The sequence below is a fragment of the Microbulbifer maximicatervae (SeqCode) genome (assembly GCF_052467505.1).
Genome location: NZ_CP174313.1, coordinates 1,437,649 through 1,455,192, shown reverse-complemented (window position 1 = coordinate 1,455,192; position 17,544 = coordinate 1,437,649). Strand labels below are relative to the sequence as shown.

10 protein-coding genes are annotated in these 17,544 nt (G+C 47.5%); 6 read left to right on the top strand and 4 right to left on the bottom strand.

The window, feature by feature from the left end:
* Nucleotides 1-6: 6 nt before the first annotated feature.
* The 5 genes from ACJJIN_RS06580 (at nt 7) to ACJJIN_RS06560 (ending at nt 9,935) form a co-directional block, all read left to right on the top strand.
* Nucleotides 7-2,301, top strand: coding sequence for a class I SAM-dependent methyltransferase (locus ACJJIN_RS06580; protein ID WP_444897395.1), 2,295 nt, complete (start codon nt 7-9; stop codon nt 2,299-2,301).
* Nucleotides 2,291-3,397, top strand: a complete 1,107-nt coding sequence (locus tag ACJJIN_RS06575) for a Gfo/Idh/MocA family oxidoreductase (protein ID WP_444897394.1) — start codon at nt 2,291-2,293, stop codon at nt 3,395-3,397. The genes ACJJIN_RS06580 and ACJJIN_RS06575 overlap by 11 nt, the downstream gene beginning before the upstream one ends.
* A gap of 67 nt (nt 3,398-3,464) precedes the next feature.
* The gene (locus ACJJIN_RS06570) at nt 3,465-4,352 is read left to right on the top strand and encodes an ABC transporter ATP-binding protein (protein WP_444897393.1); all 888 of its coding nucleotides are present in this window, start codon (nt 3,465-3,467) and stop codon (nt 4,350-4,352) included.
* Nucleotides 4,349-7,759 (top strand): ABC transporter permease, encoded by a 3,411-nt coding sequence (locus ACJJIN_RS06565; protein ID WP_444897392.1) that lies wholly within the window; start codon nt 4,349-4,351, stop codon nt 7,757-7,759. The genes ACJJIN_RS06570 and ACJJIN_RS06565 overlap by 4 nt, the downstream gene beginning before the upstream one ends.
* A gap of 31 nt (nt 7,760-7,790) precedes the next feature.
* Nucleotides 7,791-9,935 (top strand): TonB-dependent receptor, encoded by a 2,145-nt coding sequence (locus ACJJIN_RS06560; protein WP_444897391.1) that lies wholly within the window; start codon nt 7,791-7,793, stop codon nt 9,933-9,935.
* A gap of 99 nt (nt 9,936-10,034) precedes the next feature.
* On the opposite strand, the gene ACJJIN_RS06555 is transcribed toward ACJJIN_RS06560, so the two are convergent.
* The 4 genes from ACJJIN_RS06555 to ACJJIN_RS06540 form a co-directional block, all read right to left on the bottom strand.
* Entirely contained in the window at nt 10,035-10,718 is a 684-nt protein-coding gene (locus tag ACJJIN_RS06555; RefSeq protein ID WP_444897390.1) for a VOC family protein, read from the bottom strand.
* Nucleotides 10,719-11,009: 291 nt separating this feature from the next.
* Nucleotides 11,010-11,621 carry a hypothetical protein gene (locus tag ACJJIN_RS06550; protein ID WP_444897389.1) on the bottom strand — a complete coding sequence of 204 codons (612 nt, stop codon included), beginning with the start codon at nt 11,619-11,621 and terminating at the stop codon, nt 11,010-11,012.
* Between the two features lie 318 nt (nt 11,622-11,939).
* Nucleotides 11,940-13,238 carry a type II toxin-antitoxin system HipA family toxin gene (locus tag ACJJIN_RS06545; protein ID WP_444897388.1) on the bottom strand — a complete coding sequence of 433 codons (1,299 nt, stop codon included), beginning with the start codon at nt 13,236-13,238 and terminating at the stop codon, nt 11,940-11,942.
* Nucleotides 13,232-13,588: a helix-turn-helix transcriptional regulator gene (locus ACJJIN_RS06540; protein ID WP_444897387.1), complete on the bottom strand. Its 357-nt coding sequence runs from the start codon at nt 13,586-13,588 to the stop codon at nt 13,232-13,234. The genes ACJJIN_RS06545 and ACJJIN_RS06540 overlap by 7 nt, the downstream gene beginning before the upstream one ends.
* 830 nt (nt 13,589-14,418) lie before the next feature.
* Between ACJJIN_RS06540 and ACJJIN_RS06535 the strand changes: the two genes are divergently transcribed.
* Nucleotides 14,419-17,382 carry a DUF3857 domain-containing transglutaminase family protein gene (locus ACJJIN_RS06535; protein WP_444897386.1) on the top strand — a complete coding sequence of 988 codons (2,964 nt, stop codon included), beginning with the start codon at nt 14,419-14,421 and terminating at the stop codon, nt 17,380-17,382.
* Nucleotides 17,383-17,544 lie beyond the last annotated feature (162 nt).

The following is a 17,544-nucleotide window of genomic DNA, read 5'->3' as shown; positions in this document are numbered from 1 at the left end:
GCTGTAATGAAAAATGAAGTAATAACAGCGGAAATCTTAAGTGGATTAGAGCAGTTGGGAGAAGCGCCTGCATTATCCCTTGATGGTCATGAGTGGAGTGGTAACCAGGTACTGGCCTGGACAAAATTCGTGGCAGAAAACCTGAGTGAGCAGCTGGATATTTTGCAAGGTAAAGCACTGCTATTACCTGCCAATAGTTGCAAAGAAGAAGTTCGACTGCTTTTGCACTTGGTGGCGCTAAAGTTGGGGATCGGGTTTGAAAATGAAGCCCCGACTAATGCAGAGGGTGAGCCCCTGGCAATTAAAGTACAAACCCCAGATTTATTGAAAATTGATCTAGAAGAACTTTCCCTATTGTTAACAGACAAGGGGCTGATAGAGGCTGACACCGCTGAAGCATATTTCACACTGTATAAATCCCAACAAGAGTCGCTAAGGGTTCTTCAGGGCAGTGTAGGGGTATTTTCCGATCTCAATAAATTTTCTCGATTTGCCATTTTTGCAGCATGGAGTTGTGGGCTTGCGGTCTATTTGCAGTCGCCTGAAATCAATCCCGCAAAAGCACTGGTCGTTTTGGAGCGCTTGGGGTTTAGCGGGGTAACACTGCCGGCAACTTTATTAAAGGGGTTGGTCGCACATCCCGCAATTGCCCTGACAAACCTGAAAAATCTGCAATGTCTGCTCTATGAAACTGAAGTATTACTGGCACAACCCCTGTTACAGAATGCTCGGCGCGTATTAGCCAGTGAGATAGCTGGTTGGGTCTGTAGCGAGACAGATATAGAACCTGTTGCAAAGGCGGAGCAGGCGTTGACCCATAAATTTGCGGCCATCACCGAGAGTGTTGCGAAACATCCCGCTGTCGCCAACTCTGCCACTGTGCCCCTAACCGGGGGCGACCGCTGGGCTGTGTTTGCACAAGCTAAGGTACAGGAGAAGATACAGGACAAGCCTGGCATGCCCGATATGGCTGGGTTATTTGAAGGGATCAACACCGAGCTGGATACAGAATTTGCCCACCTTGACTTGGAACATGCGGTAAAGGTTACCGAACAGCTTAACGCTACCGCTTTGCTATCCATGCTGAATGCGTTTAGTCACCTGAGACTGTTTTGTGATCAGCGCTCAGTACACAGTTTGGCAGAGATACTCGAAACCCCACCGGTTGCTCAACAGCACCGAGCTTTGATTAAACGTTGGATCAGGGTTTTGCAGGAACAACAGTTACTTAGTGATGACGGTGACAGCTGGCGTGTCGAGGTTGATCCAGATAGCTACAGTGATACCGCTCTTGCCCAGGCCTGGGATCAACTGGAACAGGATTGGAGAGCACTCTCTGGAGCTAGCAAAACGATCGATTACGCCCGCGCTAATGCGGAGCAATTACCAGATTTGATTCGAGGCAAAGTCCAGGCTGTGCACCTGTTGTTCCCCCGTGGTAGCACTGAATTGGCGAGTGCGCTCTACCGGGAGGGTATCGCTGCCAGGTACCAACAGCGTGCAGTCAGTGCTTTATTGAAGTCCATTTTAAATAACAGGGAAGGGCAGCCACAGCCCTTGAAAATTTTAGAGGTTGGTGCAGGCACTGGCGCGACAACCCAGGCTCTCTTGCCCGTGTTGGACGATGCCAGTGGCCATATTCAGTTTGATTACCAGTTCACGGATATCTCTGCGGCTTTTCTCGATAGCTTTTTCGCACAACATGGTGATCAGGAGCAACGCCCCTGGTTGCGCCGTGGTTTGTTTGATATTGATCGTTCGTTGCGCAGCCAGGGATTTTCTCCCAATAGCTTCGACGTAATTATTGCCGGTGGTGTTTTTAATGCCGCCCATAACACAGATGCCTCACTGCGAAGAGTGGCTGAGTTATTGCGCCCGGGAGGTTGGTTCATAATGACCGAGCCAACCAGTGAGGAGTTCTGGGTAATGGCTTCACAGGCATTTATGTTGGTTGATGCCGTCGACGAGCGTACGGATTCCGGTGCAACATTTCTGTCACTTTCCCAGTGGCACAATGCCCTGGAGGCTGCCGGATTAGAGTTGGCTTTGGATTTGCCAGTATCTGAACACCCCCTATCCAGACAGGGGCATCGCTTCTTTGCCTGTAGAGCCAAACAAAATCAAATGCGCCTGACTGCGGATTGCCTGGCCGAATATATCGATCATTTTGATTCAGATATTTGTATCGAGGTTTTGGACCAATTGCCTTTGACGCTTGACGGTGAGGTAGACAATGTCCAGTTGCAGGAATGGGCTCAGTCCATGGGCAGTCATCAGGGAGATTCGTCCCATGGGAATTGATAAGCGCAAGCGAGTTGTCGTTGCAGGGACAGGCTTTGGCCGTATTTATCTCGAAGCCCTGACTTCCTCCAGATTACCCGGTCGGGATTATTTTGAATTGGCCGGTTTATTGGCTCGGGGTAGTGATTATTCCAGAAATTGTGCCGAGCAATATGGAGTGCCGCTTTACACAGAGGCTGAGCAAATTCCCGATGACATCGACATAGTCTGTGTTGTTGTTCGTTCAGGGGCAACGGGGGGCGAGGGTTCTGAATTGGCCCAATCGCTACTCAAGCGGGGTATTCATGTATTGCAGGAGCACCCGGTCCACACCAAGGAAATTACTGCAAACCTGCTGGCGGCAAAGCAGGGAAATGCGGCTTACGCGGTTAATACACTATATCCAAATTTGCGTCCTACCAGGCAATTTTTGGCGGCGGCCGAATATTTGCGTCGGCACCAGTGCCTGGAGATGGTCGATGCTATCTGCAACAGCCAGATGGCCTATCCGCTGCTGGATGTAATTGGCCGCGCGGTAGGCGGCCTTCGCCCCTGGTCTTTTAGCGAGCCGGTGCAAGCGGAAGGGCACCCTTTCCAGAGTTTATCGGCCACTCTTGGTGGGGTGCCCTTGACGTTGCGCATACAAAATCAGGTGCACCCACAAGACCCGGACAATCACTCCCTGTTACTGCATCGACTTGCCATAGGTAGTGAAGGGGGTGTTCTAACCCTGGCCGATACCCACGGCCCCGTGCTGTGGAATCCAAGGCTGCATTCACCACGGGATCAAACAGGCAGGCTGATACTGAGCGGTGAGGGTACCGAGCGATTGGCGGTTCCCAACATGGTAACCCTGGGTGATACGGACATGCGCAGTTACCACGATATTTTTGCCCTCACTTGGCCTGAGGCCGTTATCCAGGCTCTGCATTCCCTTTGCGCCGATATCGCGCAACCCGAAAGACGCAAGCAGAGCGGCCAGTGGGCATTGAGTGTGTCGATGGTATGGAGTGATTTAACTGCGCGTATCGGTATGCCGGCATTAATCCAGCCCGGGGAACCGGAGCCAGTATCAGTGCAGGCGCTTACCGATATTGTTAGCCAGGCTTGCGACTAAAAGACAACGCAAATAGCAAAAAAAGTGATTACGGAATTTTTACTTATAAATGGGGTTAGGAGGAGAGATGCAAAAGCAATCAGGGTTGATCGTTGAAGGGCTCTTTAAGACTTATAAAAACGGGGTAAAAGCGCTAAACGGTGTTGATTTGGAAGTTGGCCCCGGAATGTATGGGTTGCTCGGGCCTAATGGCGCGGGGAAAAGTAGTTTGATGCGCACTTTGGCAACCCTGCAAACACCAGATAGTGGCCGGATTATTCTTGATGGAGTGGATGTTCTGGCAGATCCGGATTTTATGCGCAGTAAATTGGGTTATTTACCGCAACATATTGGTGCTTACCCCGGGATTGCCGCGCGGACATTACTGGATCGTTTCGCCTGGCTGAAAGGTTTCACCCAAACGAGTGCAAGGCGCCGCGAAGTGGACAGGCTTTTGGAGCAGGTCAATTTGGCCGATGTAGCCGATCGAGCCGTATCAACCTATTCCGGCGGTATGCTGCGTCGTTTTGGTATTGCCATTGCATTGATTGGCGAGCCGCGCCTGATCATCGTTGACGAGCCAACCGCTGGCCTGGACCCGGCTGAACGCAATCGCTTTCACTGTGTTTTGGCGGATGTCGCGGCGGATGCCATTGTATTGCTTTCTACCCATATCGTTGAAGATATCGAAAACCTGTGTCAGCGCCTGGCGATATTGGCCTCAGGGCGCATTGTCGTTGAGGGGACAGCCCCGGACGTGACTGCGCCCCATAAAGACAAGATGTGGCAAGCACTGATTCCTCGCGGCGAGCGGTTACCGGAATCCCTGCACAATATCGCCAAGCCTGATGGCACCCAGGTAATTGTGCACGGTGAGAAACCCGAAGACCCTCGCTTTACGGCCCATACCCCGCGCCTGGAAGATATCTATCACCTGGCGATTGAGCAGGTAAAAGACCAGCGGGAGGCTGCATGAACAAGCTGGCGCTTATTGCCCATGAGGCAAAGCTGGAGATAAGAGCCGGATTTAGCAGCGGCATCGTGGCTTTAGCCTTCTGGGGGCTGGTGATCTACCTGCTTCTGAATTTGGTCAATGCCGACTACATGCAAAAAATGGGGGCCACAGATATTCCCCGGAACTCACCATCACTCATTTACCTGATGGGTGCGGGATGTATGTTCTTTCAGTTTTTTGCCTGGGCCTGGGTTTTCTCGCAGCCTATTTTGCGGGACCGCAAAGCCAGTTTGCATGAAGTGATCTATACAACACCGAATTCCCTGAGCGTAATGCTTTGGGGGCGGTTTCTTGGCGCAGCGGTAATAGGAGCTATATTAAGTGCATCTGCGCTGGTAGGGTTTTTGGTCTCGCCGGTATTGGTGTGGATGGGCTTGCTGCCCGAAACAGCGATTGGCCCAGCGCCCTGGAAAGCCCTTGGGTTTGCATGGATCTGGTTACAGATTCCCGCGAGCATCGGTATTGGCGCTCTGTATTTTGTCGCTACGCTGCGAACTCGCAGCCTGGCCGGTCCTTTTGGACTCGCAGCGGCTTTAATGATGTTGTGGATGTTTGCTGTGATCGTTCTTCGGGGTGGCAATATTAATCCGCAGCTGGCTGCGGTAATGGACCCCTCGCTATTTACTTTCGTTTATACGGAGGTTACTTCCTGGACACCTCTGCAAAAATCAACCTCGCTACTGCCGTTTACTTTGGGTTCGGTACTGAATCGAATTCTATGGTGTCTTGTTCCTTTGCTTGCCTTGGCGGCTTGCCTGAAATACTTGCGAAGGGAAACACTGGTACTGGAAGGGGCTGCCAAACCTGCCCGGGCGAAGGCCGCTAAAAAGGCAGCCACTCGCAAGGTTAAAGACTTCTCTCCATCTAAGCCCGATACCGCATCGGTTGGCCGCTCCCTGTGTCAACTCATGTTGGAAGCTCGCTGGAGATTATTTCACGTATGGAGTAGTCGCGCTTGGTGGGTCGGTGTTGCGGTCCTGGTAATAATGGGGGTGGCTAGCTCGTTTACCCAGATCATCTGGCACGCTGAAGGGCCTATGGCACCGCGCTTGGAAATGCTATTGCCGCTTCTCAAGGATGTTATTTTCCTGGTTATTGCTTTTGTAATTGCCGCATTGACTGGCTTGGTGTGCCGCAGGGATCAGGTGCCTGGGTTTGACGACATGCTGTCTGCAACCCCCGCGCCCGACTACACACGATTATTTGGCGTTGCCCTTACCGTATTCGCCATGACGGTGCTGTTGGCCCTGTTGCCGGGTCTATCGGGCATTATTGCTGTGCTTCTCACCGCTCCGGCATCTGTCGATATCGTACAGGCGTTCACTTATCAATTGCTGATAGTGACAGCTCCTTTATTGGAGTTGTCGATGATGGTGCTTTTGGTGCATGCATTGTTCCGCCATGCGGGCTTTGCCTATTCCATGTCAATGTTTGTGACCTTTATTCTGGTCCTCAATCATGAGCTGGAGCTGGTGCATTACCCGCCCTATGAAGTGGGTATCACCGCTCATATTCAACTGTCAGCACTCAGTGGTTGGGAACCCTGGATCGGTTATTTATTGGCCTTGGATGGATTTAAAGTTGCGCTTGCCCTATTGATGATCGGCCTGGCTGCTCTTTTGATTCCCCGTGGACTGGATAGCCGCATGTCTCAGGGTTTTGCCCTGATACGTTCACGCCTTATGGCCCCTCAGGGTGCCCTGGTGGCTTGTTCCGCTTTATTTCTTCTCGGTCTCGGTTCTGTATTGGGAGATAGGCTGGTAGTGCAGGGCGGGTATCAATCACCAGAGCAACTCAAACAAGAAGATGCCCTCTGGGAATCTTATTGGCTGCCGAAAGCGAGTGGGTTTGAGGTGTCCGGTGGTGAATTGAATATCAATATCAACCCGGATAACCAAACAGTAGAAGGTGAGTGGTTATTGCATAAAGTTCATGTCGAAGGGCAGGGCTTGCAGTTTGAATTACCCCACGGATTTGTATTGGTTAAGGCCTTAGTGGGCGGGCGTGAAGTCACACCGGATCAACGTTACGACCATATGTCGCTGCCAATATCAGGCTGCTCTGAACAGAGTTGTAACATCAAACTGTTGTGGCAAATGACGGCGCCGGGGTGGTCCGCAGAGGGAGAGCCCTCAGGGCTGACTGCCAGTGGAGTCTGGTTACAAGCGAGCGATATTGTTCCGCGTATCGGTGTTGACCCCGAGCGTATCTTGCGTGTGTCAGCGGAACGTGAAGCGCTGGGCTTGAACCCTGAGTTCAGCCTGCCGGCTTCACAACTGGCCACAACCCTTGAGGGCGCGGCCCCATCGGGGGACTGGCGTTGGCAGATCCAAATCCAAAGGGATGATAAAAATGTCTTTAGTGAGCAGGGGAGCACTCATGGCCCCTTGGATTTCTCCATTCAATGGGCACCCAATACGAAACTAGCGGCATTCGATGGGTTTGATATTTCCCATGATTCCGATCGTTCAAATATGGTTTCCGCCATTGCTAAAGACGTTGGGCAGATGCAGGCCTGCGTGAGCCAGCGGCTGGGTACTGATATCGAAATTAAACGGATTGCCCAATGGCCAAGAGGACTTGGAGAGACACGGGCCAGCGGTAATTTGCTGCAATTGTCCGAGGGGCCTCATTGGGATATCGCCGATGAAGGTACAGGGCGCTGGCTGCGACGGGTCGATATCGCCCGAGCTTTGGCCCGCCAGCATTTACTGGAAAGTTCGGACATACGACGTATTGCCGGCTCCGCGTGGCTCAGCGATGGAGTTTCTGGAGCGATTGGCCTGCTTTGTGTAGCGGAAATCGACGGCATCGAAGTGCTTGATGATGTGCTGGTTCGATACTCCGATAAGACGACCAGAGACTTGGCTGGCAGTGAGGTACCCGTTGAGCGCTTGAGCACCGCACCGATTTCCGGTTGGACTCGCTACTATGCGCCGGTGGCCGCACTGGACTGGACGCTTCTGCAATCTCCTGAGTCCCTGTCTGCGTTACTCGATGACATCAAGCAGCAGAAGAATATTGAAAATGTACTGAGCGCTTATGTCGGTGAGACACGGACGCAAAATATGCTCGGGGCTCCTCTTTCATCAGCTCTGACGGTCGAGTACCTGGAGTCCGGTCAAATACGCCTGGACGGACAGCGTTGGCGCTGGGAGAAGGGTGGATGGCAACCGGTCGCACAAACGGCCAGCTACCGTTTGCTAGCCGATATCAATGAGTTGGATTCCGAGGTCATCAATGGAAAAACTCTGATTGAGCGTCTGCCCTCGGAGAAAGTTCTAGCGCTGGATATCTGGCCTTCCTATCAGCGGGACCCTGCACAGAATTTACTGGCTGAGAGTTCTGAAGTATCGAATATCAATTAATAGCCTAAGTAATAGAAAGGAAATTCAATTTATGCTCAGCTTAAACCTAGATAAGAAAGTACTTGCGAAACAAGTTTCGCTAATATCGGCAAGTCTGCTATACGCTTCCGGAGCCTACTCTGCGGCGGAAGGAGCGGAAAAGGAGAGTTCTTCCGAAACAGAAATGGAAGTCGTTGAAGTTACTGCCCGGCTTACAAAAGAGAAAGCCAAGGATGTTCCCTTCAGCTTGAGTGTTGTTAGCGAAGAGGATTTGAAAAACCGATTGCTGCTCAATTTTGAAGATGCATTGCGCAGTGCACCTGGAGTAGATGTTTATTCTTCCAGTGGTGCGGTGGATGCAAATATCCGTATTCGCGGGGTTGGTTCACTGACTCAGGTAAATAAGGATGATGGCTCCGTTGTAGTGAACCTTGATGGCGTATCTATGCCTGCGGGAAATGTGTCCCTTGGGACCCTTGATATCGAAAGACTGGAAATATTAAAGGGTCCTCAAGGGACCTTATTCGGGCGCAACAGTGAAGCTGGCGCTATTAATATTACCACTAACAAGCCAACCGAAGAGTTTGAAGCTTACGGACGTGTAGAGCTCGGAGAGGATAACCAGAGTTTATATCAAACTGTGATCAGCGGCCCATTCTCTGAATCACTCCGTGGCCGAGTAGCCATCCGACATATCAGTGAGGACCATTGGGTTGAGAATACGACTAACGGCGATCCAATGACTGAACCCAAAGACCTGGCTTTCAGAGGTAGCCTGGAATGGGATTTAGGTGCGAAAACATCAGCCTTATTTATTGCTGAGAAGCAACAACAGGAAGGCTTTCTGAACCTTCAGTTATTACAACCTTTCGGTGATGACCCTGGCAGTGAACACACACCAGGAGCTTTTGACGATAATGAAAAAACCGTTGAGCGATTTTCCACTGAAATTAATCACCAATGGGCTAATACTCAACTGACTTCTATCACTGCATTGGTCAACACGGATTTTAGTTACCTAACCGGTTTTGACCAAGAGACTGCCCAAGCAGTGTTCAATTTCCCAATGGAGTATCTTCGTGGCGATAGCCAGGACGAGCAGACCATCAGCCAGGATCTACGCTTGTCCTCATTGCCTGAGGCATCTACATTCTGGGTGATTGGACTCAATCTACAAGAAGGTGAAAGAAGTTTTGACTCAATTGATTTGGTGTCCTTCGCCAATCAATACCGGGATTACGATACTGATAGCCAGGCTATTTACGGTGAGACTACATTACCTGTAACTGACTCCCTGAATTTTACAGCTGGATTACGTTACACCCAAGAGAGTAAGAAGTACGCCGGTGAGTATTCCAGCTACGGTACGGATGGCAATCTCTACGTTTCTCAAGATCAAAGAGATTTGGACGATAGTTATACAACTGGCCGATTGGCTCTTGGTTATTCGCTGTCCAATTCTACAAATATCTATGCAGTTGCCGCACGAGGCTATAAATCCGGTGGGTTCAATGACTTTGCTTTGCAGTCTGCCGATAGCGTTGCTTACAAGCCCGCAACTGTCGACACCTTCGAGCTAGGCATTAAAAATGAGTCAGACAGTCTGAATATCAGTGGTGCTGTATTCTTTAGCTCAGTGGAAGATGATCATTTGTTAGGCTTTGATTTTGCTTCCTATTCCTCTGCTGCAGTAAATGCAGATACGGAGACATTTGGTGCAGAGCTTGAGGCCGATTGGTTTATTACCGAGCAGTTTAGTATTGCCGGTGGCTTGAGCCTCCTCGATACGGAAATTACCAAAGATGTGTACGGTGTTTCCGGTGGTGATGTTATGGCGGGTAATGAAGTACCTGATGTACCCAGCTGGAGTGCAAGTTTGGCATTAAACTACTATCAGCCGTTACCAGACTTTATGGGGTTAAGCGCACCGGCTCTCAATACTAACCTGACTGTACGCCATGTAGATGAGCGCCCGGCAGATGCACAAAACCACTTTAACCTGGATGCTTACAGCAAGGTGGACCTTCGTGTAGCACTGCAAACGGACTCTATGGAGCTTTATCTGTTTGCTGACAATCTGCTTGATGAGCAGTATCAGTTATATGGCTACACCAATGCGATATTTGCCCCTGATGCCAGAATAGGGGCGCCGGCAAAAGGACGTCGTGCGGGAGTTGGAGTTCTATACCGTCTGTAATGAGATTTCGACAGTTTAGTTAACGACTGTTTTATCTATCTTGATGGTGAGTGGATCAATCTCTGTAGAGATTGATCCACTAAATAGCTCAGAGGCTCCTTAGCTTGCTGGGTTAATTGTACTCCCATGCAATAGAGTCGGGTCTAAATTTTCTCTCAGTCCACTAACCTCTATACCCGTAACTTTGGTTGTAGGCCCGGGTTTGATATTAAATATGGAATCTTTATCGATTAAACGTTGTACAGTTTTCCAGTCCTGTTCACTGACTTCCATGTGCACTTTACTCAGGCCAGTAGCACCATTTTTATGGTTTGTTTCTTGAGGGTACTGAGGTGGGTTATATGGACTTACAATAAATGGCAGTCGCTCAGAGCGAGGATAAACAAAGCGGAAGCTGGTTTTTTGTCCGTTTGGCTTGGTTCGTTGCCAGGGAATCACTCGCCCGGTTTGAACACCCTCACGCTTCATCGCTGAAAGATCATTATCAAAATCGTCACTGACTAAGGCAACATCACAAAAACCTTCCCCTTCTTGCGACCAACGTATCATCCTACGTCCTGCGCCCCGGCCGGCAAAGAGGTCAATAATCCATTTGAAGTATTGAGCATTGGATGGTGATGTTAGTAACTCAATAATCGCTCCCTCACGAAACCAAATATGTGCGTGCTGAGCACTTTTTTCTTTCGTTGCATAATCTACGGTAAAACCCAGCTGGCGAAAATCCTGTACGGCTTGATGAATATCCTCCACCCAGAGTAAAACGTGGCTACAGCGTGTTCTCATAAGAGTGCCTTTTGTCTAAAAATAGTGTTGCTTGTTTGGTTTTTATTTTTTAGGCGGCAGTTGTTAGTTAATCATTTCTTGTGGTTGATTTAACCATACCAGAAATTACGATAAGGGTGATTTAACTTTTTCCGAAATTTTAACAATTATGAAAGTAATAGAATCTACTTGGTGATTCTTTCAGGAATTGTATGGGCCGCTAAACAGTGTAGGGGTCAACGCTCCGTAGTGAGAATCGGGTGTCTACTTCTAAAAACACAAAAGATTGATGTGGCTTGGACCGAGCAGAAATTACTCTGAAACCTCAGGTTTGATCCCCACGCAATATTTGGCGGGAACCTCATCTAAGCTAAATGCCTTCATCAGTTTTCTGCTTGCTCCCACATAGGACTCTGCCGTTGCACCTGACCAGTAACCCGTATCACAACTCAGGGAAACACAATCGCCTCCAAAAGTTACAAAAGACTTATCCCGTACAATCTTGCATGTGCATATGGCTTTAAGTGGATTCATCGGGTCGACAATGCAGGGTTGATCCAGGCAATCAGTCCACGGTTTACCTTCGGGGCAGGAAAGTACAGGCTTGGTGGGAGCCTGCGCGAAAGAAAATGTCGATAAGGCTTTTTTGACGTCGTTTGAGTCAGTCACAGGAGTTCGGTTTTTACATTCAGAAAACCCGAAGTTCAACCCCTTATTAACGTCACATCTGCAAACTGCATTTGAATCTGGATTACTGGGATCTGGAATGCATGGGGCAGATGTGCATAGAACATACTCATTATTACAAATGATGCCCTCACTATTCTTGATTGAGTTATGACTATTCTCTTCTGCTGCCGTTTTAGCTCCCATAAAAGCAAGGGAAATCAAAATTATTGTGAATAGAAGTGACAGTTTCATCATGAGCAGCTCTTTTATACGTTAATCGCCAAAATAGAATGTAAGCTGATATTTCTCAGATGAAGACGATTGAAGTGTCGTTTTTTCGATTGGACTTGACTTCATCCCGCTCGATATCTCATGGACTATAAGCCCGTTTACGGTGCCTCTGTTCTATTCGACAAGGGATCTTTGGAGTTAAAAGATACACTGGGGCCGCCGTGGGAGTATGGTTGGGAGGCTGAAGGTTTTAGCGGTAAAATTTGGGATCGAACCCTGGCTCCATCCTTGGGGCCACAAAAGAAGTGGGTAGCGGCTAGGTCAATGACATATAGATAAAATTCAAGTTAGCTTGCGGTGGTTTTGGCCAATTTCAATAATCCAGCTTTCAGAGACACCGGAGGCTTCAGCGAACTGCTCCCAATTTGCTACCGCACTTGCGACCTGATCAATTATCTCCATTGGGCGCTTAATACTGATGGATTCCCCTAATGTTATTAAGTCATCTAAATTGAAGTGATCACGCTTTCCGTTAATACTTATCTGGTGTTGACTTGTCCAAGCTCCGCCAGGATTGTGGGCATAAGTCAGGTCAAAGGCTGGTGAAAGAGACCATTCTCCGGCTGGGTCCATAAGAAATGCAATATTCTTTGTATGATCATCTTGATTCCTGGCCAATACGTTGAAGACCATACGGCGATATTGCTGAACGGCTTCATTTTTAGGCAGATATAGTTCACGCATTATGCTGAATACTTGCTCATAGGAGTGTGCGCCTGCCATGTTGAAATCCAAGTGCGCAATACCACATAGAGACTGCATATGAAGCTTTTGCCCGTTTACCCGATCAAAGCGCCGCGTCATAAAATGCGCTCGGCCATTTTCCTCCAGTAGCCCGCACTCCGCCATATTGATACCCGCTTCGCGAGCCATATGATAATAGGCGTATTCAACCCGCCCATAGCCATCGCTTGCCCTGAATTCAAGATCTCCCGCGCCGTCAAATTTTAAAAGCCAGTAGTCATAGCCTTTAGGGGCGGGGACCTGACCAGAGCGAATATCCCCCTTATCATTCATGGCAATAACTGCTTTTGCTCGAGCGCCTCCGGCACTGGTGCCAACGCGCAAAATGTCCAGCAAGGAGCCTGATTTTTCAGTATCACTATGTCCAAATTGCGTATTGAGATCCGTCTGCCTATTGGTAATTGCGGCAGCTAGATTGACTAATTCTTCAACGTTCAGGTCGACAGAGTCTTTGAAGGTGCCGTCCACCGCCGGTTGAAATTCAAGCGCTCCCATGCCACGAGTACCGGTGTAACAGAGTCGCTCAATAGGGTTGAAGCTGTCTGGAGTTCGCCCTTGGCGTGCGAGCCAGGCATCAATCACCGCATTGCCGAATTTGTCAGGCAGGCAATCGGCGAGGAGTCCCGGTAATCCTTTAAATGTTTCCCTACCGAGGCCGCGAAATGTATATGGCTCTTGTGAAGTTTCAATTGGCATGGTTATCGGAGCAATATCCAGCCCTCGACGCAAGAACTCTGGTGCATACTCGAATGAACCATAACCACTGTCACCCCAGTGGACAGCGCCTACCAACTCGCCCCACAAGTGAACTGTTGCGGCATTTGTCTGGTTTACCATTCAGGCTTACTCCTTTTCTTATTGTTGTTCAAGGGCTGGGTGTCGCGCTGATTCTGTGAGCTACGGCTGGCTCTCTGCCGTTGTTTGCCTTGTGTAGCAATTTGCATCGGACTTACTGCCAGTTCAGGTAAAAAGTTATCCAATGAATCAAGTTGGCGAAGTACCCTTAGTGCAGCAACAAGGCTATCAAGCCTGCCACGACCAGCCTCTAGCCCTTTAATGGTGGAGGTGGATAGGCCTGCACGCTCAGCCATGTCATCCTGAGTAAGGTTCATTCGTAAGCGGTAGTTTTTGAGACGATTGCCCAGCGACTCAAGTATTTGCTTATCTGATTGACCGTGAAATCCCATAATAGTTGCCTTTCCACCCTTTGATTAGGTTTTGTCGAGCTAAAGGGTGCTTTTTGGGCTATTATAGTCTACAAAGGTTAAAAGTGTTAATAGATGGAGTTGCAGCTATTAATGCTTAAATTGATCGTTTACAGGTGTTATTCAGGCTATTATTTGTATTAATCCTATTATTGATGGAGGCCGCCTCTACCGGAAGCTCAACTTCTGCTGGCGATAAGAGAAACACCTGTTCTACATAAGATTTGATGCCATAGGCGGGCGACTACTTTCCCCGCAGATGATTAGGCTCCACTGCTGCTATTAGATTTCTTGCCATTGCCAAATGGAAACAACTAAAAGGTTTCTATGGAGATTTACATTAGATACTGCCATGAACAGTGGCTCGCAAATTAACTAGAAGCCATTTGTTTCCTTGTATTACTCTATGGGTAAATCAACAGTAGCTGACCGTTACAAAATTTACCCCTGTTAATTTCAAGTTAGTACGAAAGCTAATTTATAAGCCTACTTGTAGTTTGCGGGGAAGGTTTGGTCATGATTAACTTTTTATAAATCTGAATACCAGTTTTAGTATAGAGAGTGTCAGCTCTTCTAAATCTTATATCTTCTGCTATTTACGTTGTCTTAGGTTCTTAGTTAATGGACTATCGTACAAAAAATATCGGGATAGCTCGCATTGTGACTCCATATTGGACTTTCGAGTGAAAAACGCCTTTACTAAGCTCCTCGTACAAGCAGGTATTGAGTTAATTGGGTTTGCAGTCTAGTTTCACTGGTGCGCATCCATTTCGTATTTGAAAGCCACTCTAAGTATTGTAGAAAAGTAGATAATGAAGAAAAAAATTGATGCGGCTATATCAATAGTATTAGTGATTTGTTCATTGTTGGCCGTAGGCAAGGTTTGGGCAAGGGAAGAAGTTGCTACGTCTCCCATACCAGATTGGGTTACAAAGGTAGTAGTTCCTGAAGTAAATGAGCGGCCTGTGGATAAGATCCAGGATGGGGTTCACTATCTTCTGCTGGACTCCCAGATCAAAGCAGGGGATGAGCCAGGATTTGAATACTTCTTTCGAATGGCTGAATACATTATTAACCCTGAAGGGGTTGATGAAAGCTCACAGATAAGTATTGATTATGACCCAGAGTATCAAAAGGTTACATTACATACTCTTAATGTGATCCGCGATGGACAGGTTTTAAATAAACTCAATACTGCGCGAATAGATCATATTCGGCGCGAAGAGGAGATGGATGAGTCAGTCTACCATGGTCAATTAACACTCAATATTTTGTTAGACGATATCAGGGTGGGTGATGTTGTAGAGTATAGCTACACGCGTTCGGGGGTGAATCCTGTTTATCAGGGGATATTTGCATATAGCTCCAGTCTGAATTGGTCTGTCCCACTTGAGAGACTCTATTTGCGTATATTGTGGGAGAAGCAAACACCTCTCTATAGTTCAATTTTAAATAGCGATTTGGAACTCAAACAAAAAGATCTGGGTGGTGCCAGAGAGTATGTCATCGAGGACAATAAACTTGATCCAGTTAAATCTGACGATGGGACTCCTTCCTGGTTTAGTCCTTGGGGCGCTATTTACTTTAGTGAACAGGCAACCTGGGAAGCTGTTGGTGTCTGGGGGTTAGGGTTATATCAAGGAGTTTTTAATGTTGATGCGGAGATAGCTAAATTAGTCGCTGACATCAAGTTAAATCACAAAGATAAGAGTTCCCAAATCTCTGCCGCACTTCGGTTTGTCCAGGAGGAGATACGTTACTTAGGAATAGAGTTGGGGGAAAACTCACACAAGCCCAGACCAGCCAGCACGACTTTGCGGTATAGATATGGAGATTGTAAAGATAAAACTGTACTGTTTTTAACTCTATTGAAAGAACTTGGAGTTGATGGCTACCCGGCTCTAGTGAATACCGAAACAAGACTTAAAGATAGAATCCCCAGCGTACGGTCATTTGACCATGTTATCAGCTATTTTGAATTTGAAGACAAAGAGTATTGGGTAGATCCAACGCGTAGCTATCAGCATGGTGACTTGAGCAGTATTTTTCAGCCAGATTATGGAAAAGCACTAATACTCAGGCCGGGCATTGATGACTTGGTAAATATGGAGCCAGATGTCGCAAAGTATGGAGTATTTGTAAAAGATGAGTTCACAGTACTGGATGACGGCCCTGCAACCTTTACAACCACTACTGTAAATTATGGTAAGGACGCTGAAAGGCAGAGACAGCGTTTAGCCAGCAATGGGCGAGATCAAATACAGACAGAATACTTGGAGTTCTTTGAGGATTATTATTCCGGGATTGAAGTCGCTGCTCTAATTGAGCTCGAAGATAACCCAGAGCGAAATATATTCACCTCTCATGAGCAATATAAGCTGGAAAATTTCTGGGAAGATAAACCAGATAGAAAGCGCCAGGAGGTTGATTTTTATGCAAACATTGTTAGCCCATGGGTATCTGAGCCGGATGATCAGGATAGGCACCATCCCTTGGCTTTATCGTATCCAGAGCATATAGAGCAGGTTATTGAAATTCACTTCGAAGGAGACGATTGGTTTTTTGATAGTGAGTATTTTGAGGAAGATAACAGCTTTTTCTATTTCAAAAATGAGGTTTCCTATCAGGAAACCAGTAAGACACTTTCACTGAAATACATATACCGCAGTAAAGTTGATCATGTTAAGCCGAGTGAATATCAAGCCTACGTAGAAGCTATTAACAAACTCAAGAATCAACTGAGTTACGGTATCTATCAGTCTTATGCAAATACCTCAGGAGATACTGAGAGTGGTTTCTTATCACAGTTATCGCTCGCCACGTATATCTATATCTATGCCGCCATGTATGTCTTCCTGGTCTTTATGTGGCGCTTTGATAGATGGAAGAACCCTGTAAAGGAAGATACGATTTTTTACCCTGTCTCCCTGGGTAAGCTGACGGCGATGTGGGTTTTTACATTCGGAATTTTTGGTGTTTATTGGTTTTATAGAAACTTCAAATATATCCGGGAGCAGGAACGTAGTGCGATCATGCCGCTCGCTAGAGGTATTTTTAACAAGTTCTGGTACTTCACCCTTTGGAATAAACTCCGTGAAGATAGTGAAAATCGATATGGTAAATCATATTTGCCAAACAAAGGATTTGCAGTTGTATTGGCCATTACCTTTTTGATCTCACCAGTCTTGGGTAGATATACGGGCTACCCCCTGGTGTTCCAGCTTCTAACCGTGCTAACAGTATTGCCATTGGCAAACTATTTACTGTTTGTGAATGGTGATAAGTCACCAGCGGTAATTGAGGGTTCCAAATGGCATGCTAGGCATGCTTTGTTAGTGGTGTTGAGCTTGCCGGTGTGTGGGCTGGTGGTCGGTGGAGAGTTTGGTATTTTAGCTAGCGACAAGGTTGTTGAAGGAAGTGAGATATCAGATAGGGACCTCAAGTTTATGCAGAGAAAGGGGATCCTAAAGGCTACTGATGAGGTAGCATATTTCTATAGTGACGCGCTTCTATTCGTGAGTGAAGATGGCAATGGTTTTACACAACGCCATGTATTTTCCTATTGGAAAGATGGGGATATTTTGGAAAAGGAAATGGCATCTTACGAGGATATTGAGGATCTACAGGTAGACTGGTCCAGTTCTTTAGGCGATACCACTACGGTAACGGTTGTCAGAAAAGATGGTAGTGATTTTATACTTTATGTTTCCAATCTTGGGGGGAAGGATAAGGTGTTTATATCCTCCCTTAAAGAGCGATTGAAAGCTGTTCTATAGGTAGGTTGGGAGCTGCTGGAGCTTAAATTTATAAAATTGCTCCAGCTGTCCTACCTTGAATTTTTTAGACTTGGGATAAGGTAAAATTCATAAATACCTCTTGTACTTTTTCAGTCTTCAGGTTTCATACCTAAAGACTGAAAAAGCCTCTGATGTTGTTCA

Bases quoted from the DNA above. Each gene is read 5' to 3' on its own strand.
- ACJJIN_RS06575 (WP_444897394.1), top strand. From the start codon at position 2,291: ATGGGAATTGATAAGCGCAAGCGAGTTGTCGTTGCAGGGACAGGCTTT.
- ACJJIN_RS06550 (WP_444897389.1), bottom strand. From the start codon at position 11,621: ATGATGAAACTGTCACTTCTATTCACAATAATTTTGATTTCCCTTGCT.
- ACJJIN_RS06565 (WP_444897392.1), top strand. From the start codon at position 4,349: ATGAACAAGCTGGCGCTTATTGCCCATGAGGCAAAGCTGGAGATAAGA.
- ACJJIN_RS06555 (WP_444897390.1), bottom strand. From the start codon at position 10,718: ATGAGAACACGCTGTAGCCACGTTTTACTCTGGGTGGAGGATATTCAT.
- ACJJIN_RS06545 (WP_444897388.1), bottom strand. From the start codon at position 13,238: ATGGTAAACCAGACAAATGCCGCAACAGTTCACTTGTGGGGCGAGTTG.
- ACJJIN_RS06560 (WP_444897391.1), top strand. From the start codon at position 7,791: ATGCTCAGCTTAAACCTAGATAAGAAAGTACTTGCGAAACAAGTTTCG.
- ACJJIN_RS06540 (WP_444897387.1), bottom strand. From the start codon at position 13,588: ATGGGATTTCACGGTCAATCAGATAAGCAAATACTTGAGTCGCTGGGC.
- ACJJIN_RS06535 (WP_444897386.1), top strand. From the start codon at position 14,419: ATGAAGAAAAAAATTGATGCGGCTATATCAATAGTATTAGTGATTTGT.
- ACJJIN_RS06580 (WP_444897395.1), top strand. From the start codon at position 7: ATGAAAAATGAAGTAATAACAGCGGAAATCTTAAGTGGATTAGAGCAG.
- ACJJIN_RS06570 (WP_444897393.1), top strand. From the start codon at position 3,465: ATGCAAAAGCAATCAGGGTTGATCGTTGAAGGGCTCTTTAAGACTTAT.